This window comes from Sphingomonas mali NBRC 15500, from assembly GCF_001598415.1.
Lineage (GTDB): Bacteria > Pseudomonadota > Alphaproteobacteria > Sphingomonadales > Sphingomonadaceae > Sphingomonas > Sphingomonas mali.
This window is the reverse complement of the sequence record NZ_BCYX01000021.1, coordinates 45,965-69,647: the sequence shown is the minus strand read 5'-3', so window position 1 is coordinate 69,647 and position 23,683 is coordinate 45,965. Positions and strand designations below refer to the sequence as shown.

Below are 23,683 nucleotides of genomic sequence, written 5' to 3'. Positions count from 1 at the left end.
CAGCGATCAGGCGCCCCGTGCCTTGAGCACGGGTTCGAGCGTCGCCCAGTCGCCGACATCGTTGAGCTTCTCGCCATTGATGATGAAGGTGGGGGTGCCGCTGATCTGGAACTTGTCGTTGGCGAACTTGGTGCGTTCGACGATCTTGTCGATCGCCGCCTTGTCGTTGAGGCAGGCGCGCGCCTTGTCCTCGGGCAGGCCGCGCTGTTTCATGAAGTCGAGATAGCCCAGCCCCTCGGCATACATCGTCGCCACCTGATTGGGGGTCGCGCCCTGCGCCGCCTGGACCTTGGCCGACACCGCCTGCTCGTTGGTCAGCAGGGTCTGCTGGTTGGCGAACATCTGATCGAGGATCGGGAAGAAGGTCGCGGTGTCGCCCGAACATTGGCCGAGCAGGATCGGACCGAGGTCGAGCGGACCATGGACCGGATATTCGCGGAATTCGTAGCTGACCTTGCCGGCGGAAATGTACTTCGCCTTGAGCGCCGGGAATCCTTCCTGATCGAACTTGCCGCAATAGGGGCAGGCGCGCGATCCATATTCGACGATCTTGATCGGCGCGTCGGGATTGCCCATCCGCATGCCGCCTTCAGGGGTCTTGCTGACCGTGTCGACCCAGGACGTCCCGGCGGGCGCCGGCTTGGCGGCGACCGGCGCCGCGGGCGTCGAGCTGTTGGCGTCGCTGCCCGTCCCGCCACAAGCGGCGAGCGCCAGCAGCGGCAGAGCGGCGAAAAGGGGCAAGATCTTCATGTACTACTCCCTTGGGAAAATTCAGACGCCGGCGGCGGCAAGCAGCGGCTGCAATGCCGCCCAGTCATAGACGTTATCGGCCTTGGTGCCATTGATCACGAAGGTCGGGGTGCCGCTGATCGAATATTGCTTCTCGGCGGCGTTGGTAACCGCGACGATGCGGTCGACACCGGCGCGCGCGGCGAGACACGCCTGCGCTCGCGCCGGCGCCATGCCGCGGCGCTTGACGAAATCGACATAGCCGAGATCGGTCGCGAAACTGGTCGCGATCTGATTGGGCGTGGGGTTGGTCATCGCCTGGACCTTGGTTTCGGCTGCCTGCGCCTTGGCGGTCAGCGCCTGCTGGTTGGCGAACATCGCATCGAGCAACGGAAAGAATTGCGCCGGCGAGACGCAATGGCCGAGCAGGATCGGCCCCAAGTCGAACGCGCCATGGACCGGATAGTCGCGGAATTCGTAGCTGAGCTTGCCCGCGGCGATCGGCCCGGCCTTGAGCACGGGAAGCCCTTCCTTGTCGAACAGCGCACAATGCGGGCAAGTGCGCGAACCATATTCGATCAGCTTCACCTTGGCATTGGGGTTGCCCATCCGCATCCCGCCTTCGGGCGTCGCGGCGACGACAGTGATCCAATTGACCTTGGCCGGCGCGCGCTTGGCCGCCACCGCCTTCTTCGCCGGTGCCTTGGTCGCGGCGCCGGCAGCCAGCGGGAGCCCGGCAATCAGCGCCAGTACCATCAACGAACGGATCATTTCTCGGTCTTTCCGATGACGGGCACTTTGACGGGCCCAAGGACAGGGATGCCGCGATTACCCGCAACGCCGGCGGCGAGTGCGGCGAGCACGGCCTGCAATTCCGGATCGGCGATCGCGCGCAGACCGGGGCCGAGCTCGGCGGGCGGGATCGGCGCAGGCCGCAGGCTGGGCGGCGCGGCACGCGACGGGCGCTCGGCGATCCTGCCTTGCTTGAGGTTGAGCCGTGCAACCGCCGCATAGCCGAAGAAGCGATTGACCCGCTCGACGATTTCGGGCGCGATATGCTGCATCATCGCCGCATGCGCGCCCTTTACCGTGACGGTGAGCACCCCCTCGGCTTTCTTGCCCGGCGGGAAGCGGATCGATTCGGGCGATGAGACGCCGGCATATTTGGGGCCGACGATTTCCGCCCAACGCGTGACGATTCCCGACTGAACGAAGCCGAACCGGCGGAACGCCGCGCCGCCGACCTGGGGCAGCAAGTCACCGACCGCGCGCGCCGGTCCGCCCCGGGGACGCCCAGAATCCTTGGCGAGTGCGGGTTTGGCGGGGCCTTTCGGAGTGGCGCGCTTGCTCATTCGGCCATCCATGCCATAGCCGCGGGGTGGCCGCCAAGCTTCCTTCCGCACCATCTCTGTCCGGTTTCGTGGCGCCGGCGTTGCTGCGCTGGTACGACGCGCATCGCCGCACCCTGCCGTGGCGTGCCGGACCGGGCGAACGTGCCGATCCCTATCGGGTCTGGCTGTCCGAAGTGATGCTGCAACAGACGACGGTCGCGACGGTCGGGCCGCGCTTCGCCGCCTGGGTCGCGCGCTGGCCCGATTTCGCCAGCCTGGCCCGGGCGGACGAAGCTGACGTCATGGCGGCCTGGGCGGGGCTCGGCTATTATGCCCGGGCGCGCAACCTGGTCGCCTGCGCGCGCGCCGTGGTCGCCGAGCATGGCGGCGAATTTCCGCGCTCGGAGACCGAGTTGCGGGCACTGCCCGGGATCGGCGATTATACCGCCGCCGCGATCGCCGCGATCGCGTTCGACGAGCCCGCGACGGTGGTCGACGCCAATGTCGAGCGCGTCGTCGCGCGATTGTTCCGGCTGGCAGACAAGGCCGCGATCCGCCCCGCCGCAGCGACGCTCACCCCAGCCGTCCGCGCCGGCGATTTCGCCCAGGCGATGATGGACCTGGGCGCCACGATCTGCTCCCCGCGCGCGCCCAAATGCCTGTTATGTCCGCTGCGCGACGGATGCGCGGCATATGCCGCCGGCGATCAGGAGGTCTATCCGGTCAAGCCGGCCAAAGCGGCCAAGCCGACGCGACACGGCACGATCTTCTGGGCACGCAATGGCGGCGACGTGCTGCTGGTGCGCCGACCGCCCAAGGGATTGCTCGGCGGCATGCGCGCGCTGCCGACCGGGCCGTGGAGCGCCGAGCCGCCCGGTCTGGCCGATGCGCCCGCGCGCGCCGATTGGCGCCTGCTCCCCGCGACGGTCGAGCACGTCTTCACCCATTTCAGATTGCAACTCGTGCTTGCGACCGCGGCGATCGATCGCCATGCAGCGCCCGACGGCGCCATCTGGTGGCCGATCGAGTCGCTGGGGGAAGCGGGTCTGCCGACCGTCTTCGCCAAGGCGGCGAGCGCGACGGGAGAGCCTTGATGATTCGCCTGACCCCTTTCCTCACCGCCACCGCGACGATCGCGCTGCTGACCGGCGCGGGCATCGCCCAGACCGCGAGCGTGCCGCTGGCCGCACCGGCAGCCGCGCCCGCCGTCACCAGTGCGCTGCCGGCAACCCAGGCACTGTATGCTTCGTACATTGCCACCAACAAGATGCCGGGGATCGTCGGCGCATTCGGCGCGGGTAACTCCCCAACGATGTTCGTTTCGGCGGGCAAGATCGCGGACGACGCCAATGCCGCGCCGGCCGGTCCGGACAGCCTGTGGCGGGTCTATTCGATGACCAAGCCGATCACCGCGATAGCGGCGATGATCCTGATCGAAGAAGGCAAGATGAAGCTCGACGAACCGGTCAGCGACTTCCTGCCCGCGTTCAAGACGATGCGCGTCCAGCTCAACGAGAATACGGTCGACAGCCGCCCGGCCGTCCGCCCGATCACGATCCGCAACCTGCTGACGCATACTGCGGGCCTGGGCTATAACATCATCACCAAGGGCCCGTTGCTCCAGCTTTATATGGACAAGGGTCTCACCCCCGGCCAGGTCAATGCGGCGATGGAGGTCGATGCGCGCAAGACGCGTCCCGCATCGCTGCAGGAATTCGCCAACCGGGTCGCGACGGTGCCGCTGATCGCCGATCCGGGCACCAAGTGGAGCTATTCGATCGGGCTCGACCTGATGGGCGCGGTGATCGAGAAAGCCAGCGGGATGCGGTTCGAGGCATTCGTCCAGCAACGCATTTTCGACCCGCTCAAGATGAAGTCGAGCTATTGGTCCGTGCCGGCGAGCGAGGTCGGGCGGTTGTCGACCAATTACGCGTTCCTGCCCGGCGACAAGCTCTTCGCGCTCGATCCGGCGGCGACCTCGGCCTATCTGTCGTCGCCCAGCTTTCCTTATGGCGGTGCCGGGCTGGTCATGTCGGCGCGCGATTACGACACGTTCCTGCACATGCTGCAGAATTATGGCGAACTCGACGGCGTCCGCATCATGAAGCCCGAGACCGCCAAGCTTGCCATGTCGAATCTGTTGCCCGCTGGAGTCGAGTTCGGCGGCGTGGGCGGCGCGACCGGCGGAACCTCGGGACCGAAGATGGGCTTCGGCGCCGGCGGATCGGTGGTGCTGGAGGACAAAGCGAATTCGATGGGGGTTGGCACTTATGGCTGGGGCGGGGCGGCGGGCACCGCGGCCTGGGTCAACCCGGTCAAGAAAATCCGCGGCACGATCATGGTCAATTACTTCCCCGCCGACAAATGGCCGATCCGCGACGAGACGGTAAAGTCGCTGATCAGCGACATGCAGCGTTTCAAGACCAAGTGATTCGCCCCGGCTTCACCGGCAGCCCGCTCGACCGGGCCGACCCGCTGCGTCACGACGCCGACAAACTGGCGGCGGCGATGGGCGACTGGCGCGCCAGGCTGCTCAAGCTCGACAATTTCGAGCCCGAGGTGGCGGAGGACGGCACGCTCGGCTGGACCAGCCTGGCCGACGCGCCCGACGATGCCGAATTGATCCTGCTCGGCCTGATCGACGGCAAGCCGCATTTCGCCGCTTATGTTCCGGGCATGCGCGCGCCGGCCGGACGCTCGCCCAGTCTGTTCCGCGCACTCGACCTGATGCGGCCGGAAGAAGCGGAAACCTATGCCGCGGCGCGCAGCGTGCTCGACTGGCATAGCCGGCATCAATTCTGCGCCAATTGCGGGACGCAGACGACGATGTTCCGCGGCGGCTGGGGGCGGCTTTGCCCGAATTGTGGCGCCGAGCATTTCCCGCGCACCGACCCGGTGGTGATCATGATCGCCGAACATGCGGGCCGCGCCTTGGTCGGGCGCGGACCGCAATGGCCGGCGGGGCGCTATTCGGCGCTGGCCGGGTTCATGGAGCCGGGCGAATCGATCGAGGAAGCGGTCGCGCGCGAAATCTTCGAGGAAGCCGGCGTCCGCGTCCGCAACGTCCGCTATATCGCCAGCCAGCCCTGGCCGTTCCCCTCATCATTGATGATGGCCTGCATCGGCGAGGCGGAGGACGACGTCATCACGATCGATCCGCACGAGCTGCAGGACGCGATGTGGGTCAGCCGCGAAGACGTGCGGAAATCGCTGGCCGGCGATCCGTCCGCGCCGTTCCTGTCGCCCCCGCATTACGCGATCGCGCATACCTTGCTGACCGCATGGGTGGAGGAGGGGTAAGCTCGTCCTCGTCGCATGAGCGCATGCGATCCTAAAAATCGACCGCGATGCCCTTCAGCGTCCAGTCGCCATAGCGCGTCGGATCCTTGTCGAGCGGATCCTTTTCGGACGGCTCTACCTTTTCTGGCTCAGGCACCGGTGGGCTCGGCGTAAGGTAGGCGGGCGGCTTGACGTGCGGGGGGCGGGGCATGATGGGTCCATTGATTGAACGCTGGTCGTCGACGGGCCACATTGGAGCAGCAAGCGGTCGGCGCAATAGCCGATCGTGCCGGAGGGCCTTTTGGGCAGTTTAATAGCAGAATTGTTTGTCGATGCGATTGTCGACACAGTGCTGTGGGGTACGGGCGCGCTCGTGCTGAAAATGATCAGGCCGCATCGGCCGGTCAATCAAATCGCCGCAATCGCCGTGGGCCTGATCATCTGGCTTGTCGGGATCGCCGCGCTCTTCACGATCGGATATTTCCTGCTTGTCTAATTCCCCGCTTCCCCCCGGAGTCCCCGCCCGCCAGGCCGCGCTTCGCCTGCTCGACGCCGTGCTTCGCCGCGGCGAGACGATCGATCAGGCGGCGCCGCGCGTGCTCTCCAGCCTGAAGGCGGATAACGACCGCGCGCTTGCCCGTGCGATCGCGGCGGAAGTGCTGCGGCATCTACCCGACCTCGACGCGTTGATCGATTCGGCGACGCAACGGCCATTGCCGCATGACGCCAAGGCGCGGTTCGCGCTGCGCATTGCGCTCGCCCAGGCGTTGCGACTCGGCACGCCGGGACATGCGGCGATCTCGACCGTGCTGCCGCTGGTCGATGGCGGTCCGCGCAAATTGGTCCATGGCGTGTTCGGCACGCTCGACCGGCGCAAGGCGACCTTGCCCGAACCGCCGAGCTTGCCCGATGCGGTCACCGCGCGCTGGCAGGCGGCGTGGGGAGACGACGTGGTGCAGGCGGCACGACGCGCGATCGCCGAACCGCCGCCGGTCGATCTGACCCTAAGCGGGGAGGAGGGGCCCGAGGGCCTCGAACTGATGCCCAGCCAGCGCCGCCTGCCGCGCGGCACCGCGATTCCCGATCTGCCGGGCTTTGCCGAGGGCGATTGGTGGGTGCAGGATCTGTCCGCGGCGATCCCCGCGCGCCTGCTGGGGAAGGGACCGGGAACCGCGATCGACGCCTGCGCCGCGCCCGGCGGCAAGACGATGCAACTCGCCGCTGCCGGGTGGAACGTCACCGCGATTGACGCCTCGGAAAGTCGTCTGGCACGACTTCGCGACAATCTGGCGCGTACGCATCTGAAGGCGGAGATCGTCGCCGCCGACGTCGCTTTCTGGTCGCCGCCGGCGCCGGTCGATGCGGTGCTGCTCGACGCGCCGTGCAGCGCGACCGGCATCTTCCGCCGCCATCCCGACGTGCTCCACCGTGTCCACCCCGCGATCATCGAGGAAGCGGCGCATTTGCAGCGCCAGTTGCTCGTCCAGGCGGCAGGTTGGGTGAAAAAGGGCGGCAAGCTCGTCTACGCAACCTGCTCGCTCGAGCGCGAGGAAGGCGAGGAGCAAGTCGAGACGTTCCTTGCCGCCAATCGCGATTTCGCCATCGATCCGGTCCGGATCGACGAACTGCCCGCCGGTATCGCCCCCGATCCGCGCGGCTGGGTACGCATTCTGCCAGGCGCGCTGGAAGAACAGGGCGGTTGCGACGGCTTCTTCATTGCCCGATTCGCGAGGGCTGGTTAGAGCAGGGCATGTCCCATCCCGTCCGCATTGCCCCGTCGATCCTCAGCGCCGATTTCGCGAAACTGGGCGAGGAAGTCCGCGCGATCGATGCCGCCGGCGCCGACTGGATCCATGTCGATGTAATGGATGGACATTTCGTCCCCAACATCACGATCGGGCCGCAAGTGGTGAAGGCGATCCGCCCGCACACCGCCAAGCCGCTCGACGTCCATCTGATGATCGCGCCGGTCGATCCCTATCTCGACCAGTTCGCCGAAGCGGGCGCCGACACGATCTCGATCCATGTCGAGGCGGGGCCGCACACCCATCGCAGCCTTCGCCACATCCGCAGCCTGGGCAAGCGCGCCGGCGTCGTACTGACCCCGCAGACCCCGGCCAAGGCGCTCGATTATCTGCTCGAGGAAGTCGATCTGGTGCTGGTGATGAGCGTCAATCCGGGCTTTGGCGGACAGAGCTTCATTCCTTCGGCGCTGCGCAAGATCGAAGCGATCCGCAAGATGATCGACAAGCAGGGGCTCGATGTCGACCTGGAAGTCGATGGCGGGATCGATCGCGAGACCGCGCCCCAGGTGATCGCGGCGGGTGCCGATGCGCTGGTCGCGGGCACTGCCACTTTCCGCGGCGGGCCAAGCGCCTATGCCGCCAATATCGCGGCGTTGAGGGGCGGGTGAGCGAGGAGCGCGCGCCAGACGGGATCGACGAAGGAAAGCGGCTGATCCGCATCGGGAGCAGCGCTGGCCTGTCGCTGGCCGATCGGGTTGCCGAACGTTTTCGCAAGCTTGCCTGGCGCACCCCGCTTCATGCCCTTCGGCTGCGCGGCCGCCATCCGCTCAAGCTGGTCGCGGTGCCCGAGGATCCATTCGTCGGCGATGCGCGCCGCGGCAATGCGCTGCTCGACGGACGCATCGCGCTGCGCGGCGACAGCGTGGCGATCGCCGATCTCGATTTCGCCAAGCCGGATTGGTCGAAGCCGTTGGCGCATCACCTCCACAGCTTCGCCTGGCTGCGCGATCTATCGACGGTGGCGACGCGACCGGTCGGCGTGCCGATCGCCGAGACGATCATGCGACTGTGGCTGGAAGTCCATGCCGACAAGGTCAGCGAACCCGCCTGGACACCGGAATTGTGGGGACGCCGCATTCTCCACTGGACCGCGCATGCGCCGCTGATCCTGTCGTCGTCCGATCTGGTCTATCGCAGCAAGGTACTCAACACGCTGGCACGCGGCGCGCGGCACCTCGATCGCAGCGCCGACAAGGCGCCCGCCGGGGTCGCACGGATCGCGGCATGGTGCGGCGTGATTTGCGCCGGGCTGCTGATTCCGGGCGGCGATCCGCGCCGCCAGATCGGCGAGGATGGGCTGGAAAAGGCGATCGAAGGCGCGGTGTACGAGGATGGCGGCGTGATCGCGCGCGCGCCGCTGGCCCAGGTCGACATCATCATGCTGCTGACCGCGCTGCGCGAGGCCTATACCGCACGGCGACTGGCGCCACCGGCAACCTTGTCCGCCGCGCTCGGCCGGATGGTCCCCGCGTTGCAAGGCGTGTGTCACGGCGATCATGGCCTGTCGAGCTGGCAAGGCGGCGGCCCGATCCGCGGCGAGCGGATCGACGAGATCATCGCGGCGACCGGCGTGCGCGCGCGTCCGCTGCGCCAGGCGCGCGACTGGGGCTATCAGCGGCTGGCGCAGGGCGAGGCGGTGGTGATCGTCGATGCCGCCCCGCCGCCGGTATCGCGGCTGGCCGAGGGCGGCTGTGCGTCGACCCTGGCGTTCGAAATGTCCGACGGCGCCGAGCGGCTGATCGTCAATTGCGGTGGTGCGCGCGCGGCGATCGCGCAGATTCCGGCGACGCTTTCCGAAGGGCTGCGCACCACCGCGGCGCATTCGACCCTGGTGGTCGGCGACAGCAATTCGACCGCGATCCATGCCGATGGCACGCTGGGCAAGGGCGTCGCCGAGGTCGAGCTGGCGCGGCAGGAAAGCAATGGCGCCAGCCGGCTGGAGGCGAGCCATGACGGTTATGCCCGGCGGTTCGGCTTCCTCCACCGCCGCCAATTGCTGCTGGCGGGCGACGGCCGAGAATTGCGGGGAGACGACATGCTGTTGCCGGCCGGGCGCAAGCGCAAGGTCGGCACGATCCCGTTCGCGATCCGCTTCCACCTGGGGGCAGGGGTCGAAGCGGCGCCGACCGCTGACGGCATGGCGGCATTGTTGCGCTTGCCCTCGGGGCGGCTGTGGCAGTTCCGCTGTCGCGGCGGCACGCTGACGATCGAGGAGAGTTTGTGGATCGACCCCGATGGACGGCCGGTCTCCACCCAGCAACTCGTGGTCGGCGGTGAAGCGGCGGCGGGCGGCGAGAATATCAGCTGGGCCTTGAAGCGCGCGACCTGATCGGCAATGGGGGCGGCGTCTGCTTCCCAGCCCAGCACAGGAATTCGCCATGGCCACCGACATCGTCCCCATCCGGCGGGCGCTGCTGTCCGTTTCGGACAAGACCGGAATCGTCGAGCTCGCGACGGGGCTCGCGGCGAAAGGAGTCGAACTGGTCTCCACGGGCGGGACCGCCAAGGCTTTACGCGACGCCGGGCTGACCGTCCGCGACGTGTCCGACCTGACCGGTTTCCCCGAGATGATGGACGGGCGGGTCAAGACGCTCCACCCGATGGTCCATGGCGGCCTGCTCGCGGTGCGAGACGACCCCGAGCACGCGAAAGCGATGGACGAGCATGCGATCGGCGCGATCGATCTGGTCGTGGTCAACCTCTATCCCTTCGCGCAGACCGTGGCGAAAGGCGCCGGCCGCGACGAGATCATCGAGAATATCGATATCGGCGGCCCATCGATGGTGCGCTCGGCGGCGAAGAACCATGCGTTCGTCGCGATCGTCACCGATCCCGCCGATTATGCGCTGCTGGAAAAGGGCGAGACCACGCTCGACGAGCGCAAGAAGCTCGCCGCCAAGGCATTCGCCGCGACCGCGACCTATGATTCGATGATCGCGAGCTGGTTCGGTTTCGCCGACCAGGGCCAGATGTTCCCCGAGACGCTGCCGCTCGTGCTCAACCAGCCGACCGTGCTGCGCTATGGCGAGAATCCGCATCAGCAGGCCGCCTTTTACCGCCATGCCGGCCCCTCGGCGCGCGGCATCGGCCAGGCGCGCCAGGTCCAGGGCAAGGAGCTCAGCTACAACAATTTCAACGACGCCGACGCCGCGCTGCAGCTGGTCGCCGAGTTCCGCGACGCCGAGCCGACCTGCGTCATCGTCAAGCACGCCAATCCATGCGGCGTCGCCACCGCCGCGAACCTGGAAACGGCCTATGCCGAGGCCTTTGCGTGCGACACCGTGTCGGCGTTCGGCGGAATCATCGCGGTCAACCGCCCGCTCGACGCCGCCACGGCGCGGCAGATCACCGGGATCTTCACCGAAGTGGTGGTCGCACCCGATGCCGATGAGGAAGCGCTCGCTTTGTTCGCGGCGAAGAAGAATCTGCGCCTGCTGCTGACCGGCGAATTGCCCGATCCGGCACGCGGCGGGTTCGACGCCAAGTCGATCACCGGTGGCTGGCTGATCCAGGGCCGCGACAATGGCCGCATCACCGCCGACGATCTGAAAACCGTCACGAAGCGCCAGCCGAGCCCGCAGGAACTGGCCGATTGCCTGTTCGCCTGGACCGTCGCCAAGCACGTCAAGTCGAACGCGATCGTCTACGCCAAGGACGGTGCCACCGCCGGTGTCGGCGCGGGCCAGATGAACCGGCTGGAGTCCGCGCGCATCGCCGCATGGAAGGCCAAGGATGCCGCCGACAAGGCAGGCTGGGCGACGCCGCGGACGATCGGGTCGGCAGTGGCGTCGGATGCGTTCTTCCCGTTCGCCGACGGGTTGCTGGCGGCGGTCGAAGCGGGCGCTACTGCGGTGATCCAGCCGGGCGGATCGATCCGCGACGACGAGGTCATCGCCGCAGCCGACGAAGCTGGGCTGGCGATGATGTTCACCGGAATGCGCCACTTCCGGCACTGATTTTTGATTCACGCAAAGGCGCGAAGGCGCAAAGAAGAGTGGACTGATATCGCGCAGAGGCGCGGACGGCGCAGAGGCGTTTCAGCTCTGCGCTGCCGGTGGACTCATTTGCGATGATTGGACGGCGAGCCTCGCAAAGCGAGGCTCTCTAAAACTCTGCGCTCTCTGCGCCTCTGCGCGAAAAAACTTTGCGCCTTCGCGCCTTTGCGTGACTCAAAAATCACTCGGCCTGCAGCAGGAACCCCAGTTCGGGATCGGCCAGCCCGCTAGCCCGCCGCGCCGCGCGCCGTGCAAAGGCGAGGGTGCACTTCTTACGCCCCGGCGTGCTCAGTGGATGCGTTGCCGCTTCGCGCAGGATCGCGGCATCGTAGCGGTCGGCGATGATCACGCCCGACCGCTCGGGCAGGAACGCCTCGCCGTGGAGCGGCCCGTGGTCGAAGCCGTCGGGCACTGCCCAGAAGAAGCGGTCGCAATGGTCGAGATAGTCGAACCATTTGCCGTCGCCGAGCAGATCGGCCCGCGACACCTTGATCTCGACGATGACGATCTGCCCGCGCGAATCGATCGCCATGATGTCGGCGCGGCGGCCGCCATCGAGCGGGACTTCGGTCATCGCCGCGAGATCGTGGCGCGCGAGCATGCGAATGACGCCGCGCGCGACATCAGCCGCGCACAGCGCCTCGGTTCCTGTCGGAGGACAGCGGGGAGACGCATCGAGCATCTCCCCGCTTTAGAACATTATGGCAACATCGGGAAGACGCGTTTTTGGTCCGGCTCACGCCGAACGAGCAGCACCGGCCCGCTCCCCACCCGGCCGCCCAACGGAAGTATCATATGGGCGGCCGGGTGGGGGAGCGGGCTGGTGCCGCGCATGCGCGCTAGCGCATCAAATCAGCGAAAGAAGATGTGGTTGCCGATGGTCGCGACGCGCGGCCGGGCCCAACCCGGCGAGACGCGGCGGGCATGGAAATAGAGCGCGCCGGGTGTCGGATTGTCCCATTCCTTGTCCATCGCGATCTGCGCGATGGCCATCGCGGTCCGATATTGCGCGGCCGAGCGGATCGCCGGGATCGAGCCGCCGCGGATGAACGAGAATTGCCCAGGCTGCTTGACCACACCGCAGATCGTGCGCGGAAAGCGGCCCGAATTGGTGCGGTTGAGGATCACGTTGGCGACCGCGAGCTGGCCCGACAGCGGCTCGCCCTTGGATTCGAAATAGACCGCGCCGGCAAGGCACGACAGTTCCGAATCGGCGTCGTCGGTAAAATCCTGGCTCGCAACCGCGGCGGCCAGGCTGGCGAATTGGAGACCGGGCGCAGGCGCCGGCGCCGCCGAACGGACCTCATCGGAGGAGGTCGTCGCGCTGTCAGCCGGATCGATCGATGGAACCGGCTTGGGGACTGACGGGTTGATGGCGGTAGTGCTGGTGGCCGTGGTGGCGATTGCCGGGATCAGCGAAGCGTCGCGATCCGCACCCAGGGCCTTGCTCGAGACGGTGAGACCGGCGAGCGTGGTTAGTGCAATGAACGTCGCCGCGAGGTTCGCGGCGCGAGAGGAAAACAGCATTTAGGCTTGCTAAAGTGCGGTTGGGGCGCGGACGCGATCGCAAGAAAAAGGATCGCCCGGACCACCACCCGACTGCGTAACCGTTAGGGATCGCACCCCATCGCGGTACAACGCGGATAATTGGTGAATAATCCCTTGAATTGTGCGGCGCAGCAAGTCAATTGCCGACCAGGGTTTCAGCGGCGAAGCGTTCCGCCTGCGGGATATCCAGTTCCACTACCCAGAGGTCGGGGTCGTTTCGGCGGCGTTTCGTCCAATAATCGGTCAGCGCCTGGGCGTCGCCCTCCGGACCGACAGCGATCAACTCGACATCGCCGCTCGGGCCGATCCCCCGTTCCCACAACCGAGCATTCTGTCCGCGATCCTGCGCCACTACCAGCACGGCGCCGGCGGTCGTATCGCCCTTGGCCAGGACGGTGGCGAAACCGCCTGCCTGGTTCGCGCGGCGAACCAGCGCGTTGACCAGCGCGCCGGTCGCCAGCCGCGCACTCACGCCGAACGATAGCCGGGCAAGCCGGCCAGCGCGATCGACGAGCGCATGAAGGTGCCGGTACCGCGCGCGACTTCTTCGCCATGATCGTCGATCAGCCGTGCCTCGCCGACGAAGACGCGGCGCTGGCCGCTGACCCATTTGCCCTCGGCGATCACCGGCCCTGCCTTTAACGGTCGGGTGAACAGCAGGTTGAACGCGGTGGTCAGCAGGAAACGATCGGAGACCAGGCTGTTGCAGGCATAGAAAGCGGCGTCGTCGAGCATCTTGAAATAGCTCGTGCCGTGCGCCGCGCCGCCGGCATGATAATATCGCTCGTCGATGTCGAAATGGATCCGCGCCACCCCGCTTTCGGGGATTTCGAGTCGCGATGAGAATAATCGGTTGATCGGCGCCGCGGCGTAGAGCGACTCAAGGGCGCGGAAATGCGCCTGGGCGCCTGAATCGGTCCCACCCGATTCAGGCGGCATCCCTGGCCTCGTCCTGGGTCAGCAGGAAATAGAGCGCGTCCTTCGACCCGGCGCCGCGCAATTTGGCGACGAACGCGGCGTTGCGCAGCAACCGCGACACCCGCGCCAACGCCTTGAGGTGCGCGGCGCCGGCATCGGGCGGCGAAAACAGCGCGAACACCAGGTCGACCGGCAGATCGTCGACTGCGGCGAAATCGATCGGCCGCGTCAGCTCGACGAACACGCCGTGAATCGCCTCGATGCCTTCGATCCGCGTATGCGGGATGGCGATACCGCCGCCGAACCCGGTCGAGCCGAGCTTCTCGCGCTGGGCGAGTCCCTCGGCGGCGGCCTTGGCGTCGATGCCATAGGCCGACGCGGCGAGCGCGCCGAGCTGTTGGAACAGCACTTTCTTGCTCGCCGCCGCCAGCCCCTCGGCAACCGCCTCAGGCCGGACCAGGTCCGACAGGTCGATCATATCGCTATCTTCCGGTGATTAGCTGGCGCGCTGCGGCTCTACCCAGCCGATCGTGCCGTCGCCGCGGCGATAGACCATGTTGTACGACCCCGTCCCGCTATTCTTGAACATCAGCGCCTGGGTATTACGCAGATCGAGCATCATCACCGCGTCGGACACCGACGCCTCGGGCACGTCGACCCGGGTTTCGGCGATGATCAGCGGCGAATCGCCCGCTTCGTCCTCGTCGGTCGCTTCCTGGAACAGGGTATAGCCGGCATTGGCGTCGGGTTCGGCCTCGCCATTGACGACCGTCCCGGCTGCCTTGCGGTCCTTCAGCCGGCGCATGTAGCGGCGCAATTGCTTCTCGATCTTGTCGGCCGAGCCGTCGAACGCGCCATGCGCGTCATTGCCGTCGTTGCTGGCTTTTAGCACCAGGCCGTGCATCACATGCGCGACGACGTCGCATTTGAATCGATTGTCGTGCGGGCCTTTCCCGAAAGTCACCTGAGCAGAGATGGCACGCGAGAAATATTTGTCCGCAATACCCTGGAGGCGATCCTGGACATGGCTCTTCAGCGCTTCGCCCGTTTCAACCTGATGTCCCGAGACACGGATATCCATTTTCTCTTCTCCATTCTTGGCGACGGTGGCGCATTCGCCTTGTCCCTCGCAACGCGCGTCAACCGGACGCCTCGGCCCCCCATAAAGGGTTTTTGAGCGTCGCCACGAACCCGGCGTGGCGCGCCAGTTCCTCCGCGCTCGGCTCGAACACGCGCATCGGCCGCGGCTGGGCGGCGCGCGGATCGGTGTCGATCACGGAGATTTCGATCTTTTCCTCGACCTCGCTGACCAGGGTCAGCCCGATCTGGCGACCGCCGGTCAGCTCGATATAGACCTGCGACAGCAATTGCGCGTCGAGCAGAGCGCCGTGGAGCACGCGATGGCTGCGGTCGATGCCGTAGCGCGTGCAGAGCGCATCGAGCGAATGTTTGGCGCCGGGGTGACGCTGCCGCGCCATCGCCACGGTGTCGATCATACGGTCGAGCGAGATGATCTCGCGGCCGATCTTGCCGAGCTCGCCGTTCAAGAACCCGAAGTCGAAACTGGCATTGTGCGCGACCAGCCGCGAATCGCCGAGAAACTCGAGCAGCTCGTCGACCTTTTCGTGGAAGCGCGGCTTGTCCGAGAGAAAGACGTCGGACAGCCCGTGAATGCGGAACGCCTCGACCGGCATCGCGCGTTCAGGATTGAAATAAAGGTGGAAACTGCGCCCGGTCTCGACGCGATTGACCATTTCGATACAGCCGATCTCGACCAGACGATCGCCCCCGCTGAAGGAGAGGCCGGTGGTTTCGGTGTCGAAGACGATTTCGCGCATTTGTCCTTTTATCGGTCTTGGTTGGCACGGACGCAAGCTATCACCCTACGCACGGCGGCACGGGTTTGATCCATCGGACAATCCGTCGCGATAACATGATCCGCGCGCGCTCTTTTTTCGGCGTCGGGGGTCTGGCGGGCGAGAATGTCGGCGAGTCGTTCGCGAGTCATGCCGGGACGCGCCAGGACGCGCGCTTGCTGGGTTGCGGCGTCGGCGGACACCACCACGACAACGTCGACATTGCGGTCGCCGCCGGTCTCGAACAGCAAGGGAATGTCGAACACCACCATGTCGTCGTCGCCATGCCGTGCCAGAAACGCGGCGCGTTCCTCGCCGACCGCGGGATGGACGATCGCCTCCAGCCGCTTGATCGCCGCCTCGTCGCCGAACACGCGGGTGCCCAGTTCGGCGCGATCGACGCCGTCGGGACCGGTGGTGCCGGGGAAGGCCGCCTCGATCGCCGGCAGCAATCGACCGCCAGGCCCCTGCAACCGGCGCACCGCGGCGTCCGCATCGAAAACCGCAATTCCCTCATCGGCGAACATCTGCGCCACCGCCGATTTGCCCATCCCGATCGATCCGGTAAGGCCGATTGTCTTCATGACGTCAGCAGCGCCCTGAGCTCGTCGTCGCGATCGCGCGGCGGTTCGGCACCGAACAGCAGTTCGAACGCCAGCGCCGCCTGGCCGATCAGCATATCGAGACCGTCGACCGTATCGAGATCGCGTGCCCGCGCCGCCTTGAGCAGCCCGGTTTCGAGCGGCGCGTAAACGATGTCGTAGACCACCGCATCGTCGGGCAACGGCGACAGATCGAGATCGAGCGGCGGTTGCCCTGCCATACCGAGCGAGGTGGCGTTGACCAGCAAGGCGGCCGGCGGCAGCGGAGCATCAAGCTTGAGCGCATCGCCCTTGAGCCCGAAGCTGGCGAGCAACGCGGCGCCCTTGAGCGGATTGCGGTTGAGCAATGTGACCGGCCCGACCCCGACTCGTGACAGTGCGAACAGGATCGCGCGCGCCGCGCCGCCTGCCCCGATCACCACCACCGGCTGGCCGGCGAGATCCAACCCCGAAACCGGCGCGTAGAATCCGGCGGCGTCGGTATTGGTCCCAACCAACGCGCCCTCCGAGCGGAACGCCAGGTTGATCGCGCCGATCGACTCCTTCACCCCGCCACGATCCTCGACAAAGGCGAGCGCGGTTTCCTTGTGCGGGATGGTAATGTTGCAGCCGAGCCAGTCGGGATCGGCCGTACGCGCGGCGAAATAATCGGCCAGTCCCTCTGGCGTGACATGGGTGGCGCGATATTCGCCGTCGATCCCAAGCGCCTTGAGCCAGAAGCCGTGGATTAACGGGGACTTGGAATGCTTGATCGGGTCGCCGATCACCTCGGCATAGCCTGCCCTTAGCGAAGTCGAATGGGTCATGACGTCATTTCCCCCCGCGTGCGCAGATAGTCGAGCACCGGGAGCAGCGGCATGCCGAGCACGGTGAAATGGCTGCCTTCGATCCGGCCGAACAATTGCACGCCAGGGCCTTCGATGCGGAAACAGCCGACGCAGCCAGCGATCGCCGGCCATTCGAGATCGAGATAGGCCTGGATGAACGCTTCCGACAACGGGCGCACGTGCAGCCGCGCGCGATCGACGTGACGCCAGACGGGGCGGCCCTGTTCGGCGATCACCGCCGCGCTCCACAAAGCATGTTCGCCATTGGACATTGCACGCAGGTGATCGCCGGCCTGGTCGCGAGTCAGCGGCTTATCGAGCAGCCTGCCGTCGGCAAGCGCAACGATCGAATCGCTGCCGAGCACCAGCGCGCCGGGATGCGTCTGCGACACCTTCAACGCCTTGAGTTCGGCCAGTGCGTCGGCAATGTCGCGCGCCGGCTGACCCGCCATTGCCGCCTTGACGCCATCCTCGTCGACCCGTGCGGGCTCGGCAATGTACGTCACGCCGGCGGCATCGAGCATCGCTCGCCGGGACGCGCTTTGCGAAGCAAGGATCAAGGTCATTCGTCGCCCGCCTGGTCATTGATCAAGGCGACGATCGCCGCCGCGGTTTCCTCGATCGAACGCCGCGTGACATCGATCACCGGCCAGCCATTGTCGGCGAACATCCGCCGGGCGAAGGCGACTTCGCGAGTCACCGCTTCCTGGTCGACATAAGCGGTTTCCGGGGACTGGTTGAGCGACAACAAGCGATTGCGCCGCACCTGGATCAGGCGATCCGCGCTGGTCGTCAGCCCGACGACGATCGGATGCTGGAGCTCGAACAATTTCGCCGGCGGCGGGCTTTCGGGCACGATCGGGATATTGGCCGTCTTGTATCCGCGATTGGCGAGATAGATCGAGGTCGGGGTCTTCGACGTACGCGATACGCCAGCGAGGACGATGTCCGCCTCTTCCCAATTCTCCCAGCCGATGCCGTCGTCATGCGCGATGGTGAACTGGATCGCGTCGACGCGCGCGAAATAGGCGGCGTCGAGCACGTGCTGGCGGCCGGGGCGCGCCTTGGCCTGCTGGCCGAGCAAATTGGACAAAGCGTCGTTGACCGGATCGAGCGGCGCTACCGCGGGCAGGCCAAGCGCGCGGCAGCGCGTCTCCAATGCCCGCCGCATCTCGCCGGACACCAGGGTGAACAGCACCAGCCCGGGATTGTGCGCGATCTCCTGAAGGATGCGCTCGAGATGCGCCTCGCTCCGGACCATCGGCCAGAAATGACGGATCGTCTCGACATCGTCATATTGCGCCAGCGCCGCCTTGGCGATGTTCTCCAGCGTCTCGCCGGTGGAATCGGACAGGAGGTGCAAATGGAGCCGCATTTTTCAGCGCGTCGGAAAGCCTGTGGGCAACATCGGGAAAACCGCTAGCGCAAGTCATCCTCCCGGCCAAGCGATGCTCGGCGGTGGATAAAGCCATCGGTCATCCACAACCTCATCGACAGGGGACGTTTCCCCGCACAGGCTGTGGATTGTGGGGACGAAAGAATGGAATCGGCGCGGTTGCGTGAGTCCGCTACCGTCAAGCTGTTGGCATTTACGGGACGAACGCATAAGCCCCGGCATCCACGCGCCAACAACTACAACAACCCTCTTATCTATATATCTATATGACTCTTGGGACGGCCCCGATTCCGGAAAAACCCTTACTCGCAACATTGCTCGGCGAGCGCCGGGACGTGCCTCCGATCTGGCTGATGCGCCAGGCTGGACGTTATCTTCCCGAATATCGCGCACTGCGTTCACAAAAAGGCGGGTTCCTCGATCTCGCCACCGACAGCGAAGCGGCGTGCGAAATCACTCTGCAGCCAGTCCGCCGCTTCGGCATGGACGGCGCGATCCTGTTCTCCGACATCCTGATGGTGCCCTGGGCGCTGGGACAGCGTCTGTGGTTCGAGGAAGGCGAAGGACCCCGCCTGGCCCCCAGACTGGTGGACAATGCGCTTAGCGAGCTTCAGGCGGCGCCTGAGCGGCTCGAACCGGTGTACGAGACGGTGCGCCGCGTGGTCGCCCAATTATCCCCGCAAACGACGATGCTGGGATTTGCCGGCAGCCCGTGGACCGTCGCCACGTACATGGTCGCCGGACAAGGCAGCCGCGACCAGGGCGAGACGCGGCGGTTGGCCTATCGCGATCCCCAGGCGTTCCAGGCAATCATCGATGCGATCGAGGCGGTGACGATCGACTATCTGTCGAAGCAGATCGACGCGGGCGCCGAGGCGGTGCAATTGTTCGACAGCTGGGCAGGCAGCCTGGCGCCGAGCGAATTCGAACGCTGGGTGATCGCCCCCAATGCGCGGATCGTCGCGGCGCTGGCCGAGCGCCATCCCGAGACGCCGGTGATCGGCTTCCCCAAGGGCGCGGGCGCGAAGCTGGCCGCTTATGCCCGCGAAACCGGGGTCGGCGCGGTCGGTCTCGACGAGACGATCGATCCCGTCTGGGCGAACGACGTGCTGCCGAAAGGGTTGCCGGTCCAGGGCAATCTCGATCCGCTGGCATTGATCACCGGTGGCGATGCCATGACGTCAGCCGCCCGGCGCATTCTGGCGGCGTTCGAAGATCGCCCGCATATCTTCAATCTTGGCCATGGCATCCTGCCCGACGCGCCGATCGCGCATGTCGAGCAGCTGCTCGATTTCGTAAGGAACCGCTGATGGATTTCCTCGCCTCGATCTATCTTTGGCTCAAGGCTGCGCATGTCATCTTCGTGATCTTCTGGATGGCAGGGCTGTTCATGCTGCCGCGCTATCTGGTCCACCATCAGGATTCGCTCGGCACGCCCGAGGCAGCGAAGTGGGTCGAGCGCGAGACGAAGCTGCGCAAGATCATCATGACCCCGTCGATGATCCTGGTCTGGGTGTTCGGCCTGACCATCGCCACGGTCGGCCAGCATTGGAATGAGGGCTGGCTCCACGCCAAGTTGCTGCTCGTCATCGTGATGAGCGGGTATCACGGCTGGATGACGGCCTATGCGAAGAAGCTCGCCGGCGGCAAAGCGACGCTGACGTCGAAGCAGCTCCGCCTGGTCAACGAACTTCCTGCCCTGTTTGTCGCGCTCATCGTCATCCTGGTGGTGGTGAAACCCTTCTGATCGCCTTGACTTGAGGGAATCGCGCCCATAGATCGTGGAGACGAGCGGTGCCCTTCGGGACGCTCGCTCTCCTCCTTCCTCCAGCATCGTCGCGGTCCTCGCCGACAGAAGCTCGAAAAATCTCCCCCAAGTCACCCGGAATACACCCGAAATGCATCTTAAAGACCTCAAGAAGAAACCCCCCGCCGAGCTGGTCGCGATGGCCGAAGAGCTGGGGGTCGAGAGCGCGTCGACTCTGCGCAAGCAGGATCTGCTGTTCGCGATCCTCAAGGAACAGGCCGAAAATGGCGAGCTGATCATGGGCCTGGGCACGATCGAAGTGCTGCCCGACGGTTTCGGCTTCCTGCGCAGCCCCGAGGCGAATTATCTCGCCGGCCCCGACGACATCTACATCTCGCCTAACCAGGTCCGCAAATTCGGCCTGCGCACCGGCGACACGGTCGAAGGCGAGATCCGCGCGCCCAAGGACGGCGAGCGCTATTTCGCCCTGACGCGGCTCACCAGTGTCAATTTCGACGATCCCGATGCGGTCCGCCATCGCGTCAATTTCGACAACCTCACGCCGCTCTATCCCGAACAGAAGCTGACGCTCGACCAACTCGATCCGACGATCAAGGACAAGTCGGCGCGGGTCATCGACATCGTCAGCCCGCAGGGCAAGGGCCAGCGTACGCTGATCGTCGCCCCGCCGCGCGTCGGCAAGACGGTGATGCTGCAGAACATCGCCAAGGCGATCACCGACAACCATCCCGAAGTCTTCCTGATCGTGCTCCTCATCGACGAGCGCCCCGAGGAAGTCACCGACATGCAGCGCAGCGTGAAGGGTGAGGTCGTGTCGTCGACCTTCGACGAGCCCGCGCAGCGCCACGTCCAGGTCGCCGAAATGGTGATCGAAAAGGCCAAGCGCCTGGTCGAGCACAAGAAGGACGTCGTGATCCTGCTCGACTCGATCACCCGCCTCGGCCGCGCCTACAACACGGTCGTGCCGTCGTCGGGCAAGGTGCTGACCGGCGGTGTCGACGCCAACGCGCTGCAGCGCCCGAAGCGCTTCTTCGGCGCCGCGCGCAACATCGAGGAAGGCGGGTCGCTGTCGATCATCGCCACCGCGCTGATCGATACCGGCAGTCGCATGGACGAAGTCATCTTCGAAGAGTTCAAGGGCACCGGCAACTCGGAAATCGTCCTCGATCGCAAGGTCGCCGACAAGCGCATCTTCCCGGCGATGGACGTCGGCAAGTCCGGCACCCGCAAGGAAGAACTGCTGGTCGAGAAGAGCAAGCTGTCCAAGATGTGGGTGCTGCGCCGCATCCTCATGCAGATGGGCACCACCGACGCGATGGAATTCCTGCTCGACAAGATGAAGGACTCGAAGACCAACGAGGACTTCTTCGACAGTATGAATCAGTGAGCGGCCAGGATTAGCGAGAGCTAATCCCGGACTCGCTCCTGATCGGCCGGCGGGTCGCAAGGCCCGGCCGACGGCGCGAATTCACTTCGCGCCGCTATCCCGAACCGACAAACGGCGCGGCTCACCCCGCGCCGTTTTCATTTGCACCCCCTCCCCTCGCTGCTAACGCCTCCCCATGCCAGTCATCGACATCGCCGACGTCTTCACCACCGCGGGCCTCGCGGCGCTTGGCCAGGTCATCATGATCGACCTGATGCTGGCCGGCGATAACGTCGTCGTGCTCGGCACGCTCGCCGCCGGGCTGCCGGAGAAGGACCGCAAGCGCGTCCTGTCGATCGGCGTCGGGGTCGCGCTCGCCTGCCTCGTCGTCTTCGCGTTCGTCGCGACGCAGCTCCTCCACGTGGTCGGCCTGCTGTTTGCCGGTGGCGTGCTGCTGCTATGGGTGGCGTGGAAACTGTTCCGCGAGCTGCAGCACACGCGGCGTCACAACCAGGCGGTCGCGGCTGATGCCGCGACGCCAGCCCGCGCGCCCAAGAGTTTCGCCAAGGCGGCGTTCCAGGTCGCGCTCGCCGATCTGTCGATGAGCCTCGACAACGTGCTCGCCGTGGCCGGTGCGGCGCGCGACCATCCTACGGTCCTACTGTTCGGTCTGGCGCTGTCGGTCACGTTGATGGCGATCGCCGCCAATTACATCGCGCGGCTGATCGAGCGCCATCACTGGATCGCTTATATCGGGCTGGTCGTGATCCTCTATGTCGCCGGATCGATGATTCACGAAGGGATCGTCGATCCGTCGATCGGGCTCGGCCGGCTTTTCGGCTGGCTTTGACCAGCCCGGGAACATCCGTCACGTTGGCGGACTTGTAGAGTCCGCCGATGACCATCGCCGATTTCTTCTCCGCTGAATCGCTTGCCGTGCTGGGCGAGGTCGTGGTGATCGACCTGGCGTTGGCGGGGGACAATGCCGTGGTGGTCGGTGCGCTTGCCGCCGGCCTGCCCCATGACAAGCAGCGCAAGGTCATCCTGTTCGGGACGCTGGCCGCGTTGGTGCTGCGTATCCTGTTCGCGCTAGTCGCTACCTATCTGCTTAATTTCGTTGGTATTTTGACCGCTGGCGGGTTGCTGCTGCTGTGGGTGGCGTGGAAGATGTGGCGCGAGTTGCGCCATCATGCCGCCCATGACGAAACACAGGGAGGGCGCGCCAAGACTTTTGGCGGCGCGGTCCTCGCCGTCGCGCTCGCCGATGTCAGCATGAGTCTGGACAACGTCCTCGGCGTCGCCGGTGCCGCGCGCGACCACCCCGCCATTCTGGTGTTCGGCCTGGTCTTTTCGGTCGCGGTCATGGGGCTCGCCGCCAATCTGATCGCGCGCGTGATCGATCGCCACCGCTGGATCGCCTATGTCGGGCTGGCGGTGATCCTGTGGGTGGCGTGCTCGATGATTTACGACGGACTCACCGACCGGCGCGTCGGCGTGCTGCCGGCGCTGGGCGTGGACGTCAAATTCTTACAATTGCCTGATATAACAGGGAAATCAGGCTAGGTTCTCGGCGAAGAAGGCCATCGTCCGTTCGTCTGCCTGGTTCGCGGCCTCCTCCCTTCGGCGGTTGCCGAATTCGGTCGCAAACCCATGGTCGACTCCGGGATAGTCGTGCAGCGTGACTCTGGGATGGTCGTCCAACCCCTCGTGCATTGCCTTCTGCACTTCGGGGCCGACGAAGCCGTCGGCACCGGCGATATGCAGCATCAGCGGCCGCGCAATCGCATGCTTCTCGCGCAGCAGGCCGTCGATCCCGACCGCGTAATAGCCGACCGTCGCGTCGATATCGGTGCGCGCCGCGGTCATATAGGCCAGTCGTCCGCCCAGACAGTAGCCGACCGCGCCGACTTTGCCGCCGCCGACGCGATCGCGGGCCGCGTGGATCGCCGCCTCGATATCTCGAATGCCCTGATCCTGGTTGAACTTGCCCATATAGTCTAGCGCCGCCTTGAACTGATCGGGGATATCGGGATCGAGTTCGATGCCCGGCTCGAGCCGCCAGAACAGATCGGGCGCGATCGCCAGATAACCTGCTTCGGCGAGTTGGTCGCACTTGCGGCGGATGCCGGCATTGACCCCGAAAATCTCCTGAATGACGATGATCGCTGCCGTTGCGTTGCCGCCCGCTGGTTCGGCGATATAGGCGTCGAAGCTGGCATCTTTCTCGAGCGTCTCGATCTTGATCGTCGCGGTCATGGCTCTC

General features: G+C 65.8%; 29 protein-coding genes. 13 read left to right on the top strand and 16 right to left on the bottom strand.

What is annotated here, in order from left to right:
• Nucleotides 1–6: 6 nt before the first annotated feature.
• From SMA01S_RS15475 to SMA01S_RS15465, 3 genes are read right to left on the bottom strand one after another with little or no spacing between them, the layout of a single operon-like run.
• The gene (locus SMA01S_RS15475; RefSeq protein WP_066824226.1) at nt 7–750 is read right to left on the bottom strand and encodes a DsbA family protein; all 744 of its coding nucleotides are present in this window, start codon (nt 748–750) and stop codon (nt 7–9) included.
• A 21-nt stretch (nt 751–771) separates the two neighbouring features.
• The gene (locus tag SMA01S_RS15470) at nt 772–1,500 is read right to left on the bottom strand and encodes a thioredoxin domain-containing protein (protein ID WP_245649298.1); all 729 of its coding nucleotides are present in this window, start codon (nt 1,498–1,500) and stop codon (nt 772–774) included.
• Nucleotides 1,497–2,093 carry a DUF721 domain-containing protein gene (locus SMA01S_RS15465; protein WP_066824221.1) on the bottom strand — a complete coding sequence of 199 codons (597 nt, stop codon included), beginning with the start codon at nt 2,091–2,093 and terminating at the stop codon, nt 1,497–1,499. The genes SMA01S_RS15470 and SMA01S_RS15465 overlap by 4 nt, the downstream gene beginning before the upstream one ends.
• Before the next feature lie 14 nt (nt 2,094–2,107).
• Between SMA01S_RS15465 and SMA01S_RS15460 the strand changes: the two genes are divergently transcribed.
• From SMA01S_RS15460 to nudC, 3 genes are read left to right on the top strand one after another with little or no spacing between them, the layout of a single operon-like run.
• Entirely contained in the window at nt 2,108–3,154 is a 1,047-nt protein-coding gene (locus SMA01S_RS15460) for an A/G-specific adenine glycosylase (protein ID WP_439654313.1), read from the top strand.
• Nucleotides 3,154–4,491: a serine hydrolase domain-containing protein gene (locus SMA01S_RS15455; protein WP_066824218.1), complete on the top strand. Its 1,338-nt coding sequence runs from the start codon at nt 3,154–3,156 to the stop codon at nt 4,489–4,491. Before SMA01S_RS15460 ends, SMA01S_RS15455 begins: the two co-directional genes overlap by 1 nt.
• On the top strand, nt 4,488–5,360 hold the full coding sequence (nudC, locus tag SMA01S_RS15450) for an NAD(+) diphosphatase (RefSeq protein WP_066824215.1): 873 nt from the start codon (nt 4,488–4,490) through the stop codon (nt 5,358–5,360). Before SMA01S_RS15455 ends, nudC begins: the two co-directional genes overlap by 4 nt.
• Nucleotides 5,361–5,391: 31 nt before the next feature.
• On the opposite strand, the gene SMA01S_RS15445 is transcribed toward nudC, so the two are convergent.
• Entirely contained in the window at nt 5,392–5,550 is a 159-nt protein-coding gene (locus tag SMA01S_RS15445) for a DUF1674 domain-containing protein (protein ID WP_084250349.1), read from the bottom strand.
• Between the two features lie 75 nt (nt 5,551–5,625).
• Here SMA01S_RS15445 and SMA01S_RS24615 point away from each other — a divergent pair, with 75 nt between their 5' ends.
• From SMA01S_RS24615 to purH, 5 genes are read left to right on the top strand one after another with little or no spacing between them, the layout of a single operon-like run.
• Nucleotides 5,626–5,835, top strand: coding sequence for a hypothetical protein (locus SMA01S_RS24615; protein WP_157093971.1), 210 nt, complete (start codon nt 5,626–5,628; stop codon nt 5,833–5,835).
• Nucleotides 5,828–7,081 (top strand): RsmB/NOP family class I SAM-dependent RNA methyltransferase, encoded by a 1,254-nt coding sequence (locus SMA01S_RS15440; RefSeq protein WP_084250347.1) that lies wholly within the window; start codon nt 5,828–5,830, stop codon nt 7,079–7,081. Before SMA01S_RS24615 ends, SMA01S_RS15440 begins: the two co-directional genes overlap by 8 nt.
• An 8-nt stretch (nt 7,082–7,089) precedes the next feature.
• A complete protein-coding gene (gene rpe, locus SMA01S_RS15435; RefSeq protein WP_066824209.1) occupies nt 7,090–7,752 on the top strand; it encodes a ribulose-phosphate 3-epimerase in 663 nt (220 codons plus the stop codon).
• Entirely contained in the window at nt 7,749–9,473 is a 1,725-nt protein-coding gene (locus tag SMA01S_RS15430; protein WP_066824208.1) for a heparinase II/III family protein, read from the top strand. Before rpe ends, SMA01S_RS15430 begins: the two co-directional genes overlap by 4 nt.
• Nucleotides 9,474–9,522: 49 nt before the next feature.
• Nucleotides 9,523–11,100, top strand: coding sequence for a bifunctional phosphoribosylaminoimidazolecarboxamide formyltransferase/IMP cyclohydrolase (purH, locus tag SMA01S_RS15425; protein ID WP_066824204.1), 1,578 nt, complete (start codon nt 9,523–9,525; stop codon nt 11,098–11,100).
• A 220-nt stretch (nt 11,101–11,320) separates the two neighbouring features.
• Here purH and SMA01S_RS15420 read toward each other — a convergent pair whose 3' ends face one another.
• The 11 genes from SMA01S_RS15420 to SMA01S_RS15370 all read right to left on the bottom strand — a co-directional run bounded on the left by SMA01S_RS15420 (nt 11,321) and on the right by SMA01S_RS15370 (nt 18,265).
• Nucleotides 11,321–11,821 carry an MmcB family DNA repair protein gene (locus SMA01S_RS15420; protein WP_066589447.1) on the bottom strand — a complete coding sequence of 167 codons (501 nt, stop codon included), beginning with the start codon at nt 11,819–11,821 and terminating at the stop codon, nt 11,321–11,323.
• Between the two features lie 170 nt (nt 11,822–11,991).
• Entirely contained in the window at nt 11,992–12,666 is a 675-nt protein-coding gene (locus SMA01S_RS15415; protein ID WP_066824201.1) for a cell wall hydrolase, read from the bottom strand.
• A gap of 157 nt (nt 12,667–12,823) precedes the next feature.
• Complete coding sequence (locus SMA01S_RS15410; protein WP_066824198.1) at nt 12,824–13,159, bottom strand: DUF1491 family protein; 336 nt, start codon at nt 13,157–13,159, stop codon at nt 12,824–12,826.
• Nucleotides 13,156–13,626, bottom strand: a complete 471-nt coding sequence (locus SMA01S_RS15405) for a PaaI family thioesterase (RefSeq protein WP_066824195.1) — start codon at nt 13,624–13,626, stop codon at nt 13,156–13,158. Before SMA01S_RS15405 ends, SMA01S_RS15410 begins: the two co-directional genes overlap by 4 nt.
• Nucleotides 13,616–14,083 (bottom strand): PTS sugar transporter subunit IIA, encoded by a 468-nt coding sequence (locus tag SMA01S_RS15400; RefSeq protein ID WP_066824192.1) that lies wholly within the window; start codon nt 14,081–14,083, stop codon nt 13,616–13,618. Before SMA01S_RS15400 ends, SMA01S_RS15405 begins: the two co-directional genes overlap by 11 nt.
• 18 nt (nt 14,084–14,101) lie before the next feature.
• Entirely contained in the window at nt 14,102–14,686 is a 585-nt protein-coding gene (hpf, locus tag SMA01S_RS15395; RefSeq protein WP_066824185.1) for a ribosome hibernation-promoting factor, HPF/YfiA family, read from the bottom strand.
• Nucleotides 14,687–14,744: 58 nt separating this feature from the next.
• Nucleotides 14,745–15,443, bottom strand: coding sequence for a DNA polymerase III subunit epsilon (dnaQ, locus tag SMA01S_RS15390; RefSeq protein ID WP_066824182.1), 699 nt, complete (start codon nt 15,441–15,443; stop codon nt 14,745–14,747).
• 8 nt (nt 15,444–15,451) lie between these two features.
• Nucleotides 15,452–16,045 (bottom strand): dephospho-CoA kinase, encoded by a 594-nt coding sequence (gene coaE / locus SMA01S_RS15385; RefSeq protein ID WP_066824180.1) that lies wholly within the window; start codon nt 16,043–16,045, stop codon nt 15,452–15,454.
• Nucleotides 16,042–16,869, bottom strand: a complete 828-nt coding sequence (locus SMA01S_RS15380) for a shikimate dehydrogenase family protein (protein ID WP_066824178.1) — start codon at nt 16,867–16,869, stop codon at nt 16,042–16,044. Before SMA01S_RS15380 ends, coaE begins: the two co-directional genes overlap by 4 nt.
• Nucleotides 16,866–17,456 carry a Maf family protein gene (locus SMA01S_RS15375; protein ID WP_084250346.1) on the bottom strand — a complete coding sequence of 197 codons (591 nt, stop codon included), beginning with the start codon at nt 17,454–17,456 and terminating at the stop codon, nt 16,866–16,868. Before SMA01S_RS15375 ends, SMA01S_RS15380 begins: the two co-directional genes overlap by 4 nt.
• Nucleotides 17,453–18,265, bottom strand: a complete 813-nt coding sequence (locus SMA01S_RS15370) for a pyruvate, water dikinase regulatory protein (RefSeq protein ID WP_066812336.1) — start codon at nt 18,263–18,265, stop codon at nt 17,453–17,455. Before SMA01S_RS15370 ends, SMA01S_RS15375 begins: the two co-directional genes overlap by 4 nt.
• A 287-nt stretch (nt 18,266–18,552) precedes the next feature.
• Between SMA01S_RS15370 and hemE the strand changes: the two genes are divergently transcribed.
• From hemE to SMA01S_RS15345, 5 genes are all read left to right on the top strand, one after another.
• Complete coding sequence (hemE, locus tag SMA01S_RS15365; RefSeq protein ID WP_066824171.1) at nt 18,553–19,596, top strand: uroporphyrinogen decarboxylase; 1,044 nt, start codon at nt 18,553–18,555, stop codon at nt 19,594–19,596.
• Nucleotides 19,596–20,033 carry a CopD family protein gene (locus tag SMA01S_RS15360; protein WP_066824168.1) on the top strand — a complete coding sequence of 146 codons (438 nt, stop codon included), beginning with the start codon at nt 19,596–19,598 and terminating at the stop codon, nt 20,031–20,033. Before hemE ends, SMA01S_RS15360 begins: the two co-directional genes overlap by 1 nt.
• A 151-nt stretch (nt 20,034–20,184) precedes the next feature.
• Nucleotides 20,185–21,441, top strand: coding sequence for a transcription termination factor Rho (gene rho, locus SMA01S_RS15355; RefSeq protein ID WP_066805204.1), 1,257 nt, complete (start codon nt 20,185–20,187; stop codon nt 21,439–21,441).
• Between the two features lie 175 nt (nt 21,442–21,616).
• Nucleotides 21,617–22,270 (top strand): YjbE family putative metal transport protein, encoded by a 654-nt coding sequence (locus tag SMA01S_RS15350; RefSeq protein WP_066824165.1) that lies wholly within the window; start codon nt 21,617–21,619, stop codon nt 22,268–22,270.
• A 47-nt stretch (nt 22,271–22,317) separates the two neighbouring features.
• Complete coding sequence (locus SMA01S_RS15345; protein ID WP_084250345.1) at nt 22,318–22,983, top strand: TerC family protein; 666 nt, start codon at nt 22,318–22,320, stop codon at nt 22,981–22,983.
• On the opposite strand, the gene SMA01S_RS15340 is transcribed toward SMA01S_RS15345, so the two are convergent.
• The gene (locus tag SMA01S_RS15340) at nt 22,975–23,676 is read right to left on the bottom strand and encodes a dienelactone hydrolase family protein (RefSeq protein WP_066824163.1); all 702 of its coding nucleotides are present in this window, start codon (nt 23,674–23,676) and stop codon (nt 22,975–22,977) included. The genes SMA01S_RS15345 and SMA01S_RS15340 overlap by 9 nt on opposite strands.
• Between the last annotated feature and the right edge of the window lie 7 nt (nt 23,677–23,683).

What these genes read in the sequence shown, in the direction of transcription:
- SMA01S_RS15445 (WP_084250349.1), bottom strand. Translation starts at nt 5,550, where the DNA reads ATGCCCCGCCCCCCGCACGTCAAGCCGCCCGCCTACCTTACGCCGAGC.
- SMA01S_RS15470 (WP_245649298.1), bottom strand. Translation starts at nt 1,500, where the DNA reads ATGATCCGTTCGTTGATGGTACTGGCGCTGATTGCCGGGCTCCCGCTG.
- hpf (WP_066824185.1), bottom strand. Translation starts at nt 14,686, where the DNA reads ATGGATATCCGTGTCTCGGGACATCAGGTTGAAACGGGCGAAGCGCTG.
- SMA01S_RS15475 (WP_066824226.1), bottom strand. Translation starts at nt 750, where the DNA reads ATGAAGATCTTGCCCCTTTTCGCCGCTCTGCCGCTGCTGGCGCTCGCC.
- SMA01S_RS15360 (WP_066824168.1), top strand. Translation starts at nt 19,596, where the DNA reads ATGGATTTCCTCGCCTCGATCTATCTTTGGCTCAAGGCTGCGCATGTC.
- SMA01S_RS15375 (WP_084250346.1), bottom strand. Translation starts at nt 17,456, where the DNA reads ATGACCTTGATCCTTGCTTCGCAAAGCGCGTCCCGGCGAGCGATGCTC.
- SMA01S_RS15405 (WP_066824195.1), bottom strand. Translation starts at nt 13,626, where the DNA reads ATGCCGCCTGAATCGGGTGGGACCGATTCAGGCGCCCAGGCGCATTTC.
- SMA01S_RS15415 (WP_066824201.1), bottom strand. Translation starts at nt 12,666, where the DNA reads ATGCTGTTTTCCTCTCGCGCCGCGAACCTCGCGGCGACGTTCATTGCA.
- coaE (WP_066824180.1), bottom strand. Translation starts at nt 16,045, where the DNA reads ATGAAGACAATCGGCCTTACCGGATCGATCGGGATGGGCAAATCGGCG.
- SMA01S_RS15345 (WP_084250345.1), top strand. Translation starts at nt 22,318, where the DNA reads ATGACCATCGCCGATTTCTTCTCCGCTGAATCGCTTGCCGTGCTGGGC.
- SMA01S_RS15455 (WP_066824218.1), top strand. Translation starts at nt 3,154, where the DNA reads ATGATTCGCCTGACCCCTTTCCTCACCGCCACCGCGACGATCGCGCTG.
- rho (WP_066805204.1), top strand. Translation starts at nt 20,185, where the DNA reads ATGCATCTTAAAGACCTCAAGAAGAAACCCCCCGCCGAGCTGGTCGCG.
- SMA01S_RS15465 (WP_066824221.1), bottom strand. Translation starts at nt 2,093, where the DNA reads ATGGATGGCCGAATGAGCAAGCGCGCCACTCCGAAAGGCCCCGCCAAA.
- SMA01S_RS15420 (WP_066589447.1), bottom strand. Translation starts at nt 11,821, where the DNA reads ATGCTCGATGCGTCTCCCCGCTGTCCTCCGACAGGAACCGAGGCGCTG.
- SMA01S_RS15400 (WP_066824192.1), bottom strand. Translation starts at nt 14,083, where the DNA reads ATGATCGACCTGTCGGACCTGGTCCGGCCTGAGGCGGTTGCCGAGGGG.
- SMA01S_RS15340 (WP_066824163.1), bottom strand. Translation starts at nt 23,676, where the DNA reads ATGACCGCGACGATCAAGATCGAGACGCTCGAGAAAGATGCCAGCTTC.
- hemE (WP_066824171.1), top strand. Translation starts at nt 18,553, where the DNA reads ATGACTCTTGGGACGGCCCCGATTCCGGAAAAACCCTTACTCGCAACA.
- dnaQ (WP_066824182.1), bottom strand. Translation starts at nt 15,443, where the DNA reads ATGCGCGAAATCGTCTTCGACACCGAAACCACCGGCCTCTCCTTCAGC.
- SMA01S_RS15370 (WP_066812336.1), bottom strand. Translation starts at nt 18,265, where the DNA reads ATGCGGCTCCATTTGCACCTCCTGTCCGATTCCACCGGCGAGACGCTG.
- SMA01S_RS15380 (WP_066824178.1), bottom strand. Translation starts at nt 16,869, where the DNA reads ATGACCCATTCGACTTCGCTAAGGGCAGGCTATGCCGAGGTGATCGGC.
- rpe (WP_066824209.1), top strand. Translation starts at nt 7,090, where the DNA reads ATGTCCCATCCCGTCCGCATTGCCCCGTCGATCCTCAGCGCCGATTTC.
- SMA01S_RS15350 (WP_066824165.1), top strand. Translation starts at nt 21,617, where the DNA reads ATGCCAGTCATCGACATCGCCGACGTCTTCACCACCGCGGGCCTCGCG.
- purH (WP_066824204.1), top strand. Translation starts at nt 9,523, where the DNA reads ATGGCCACCGACATCGTCCCCATCCGGCGGGCGCTGCTGTCCGTTTCG.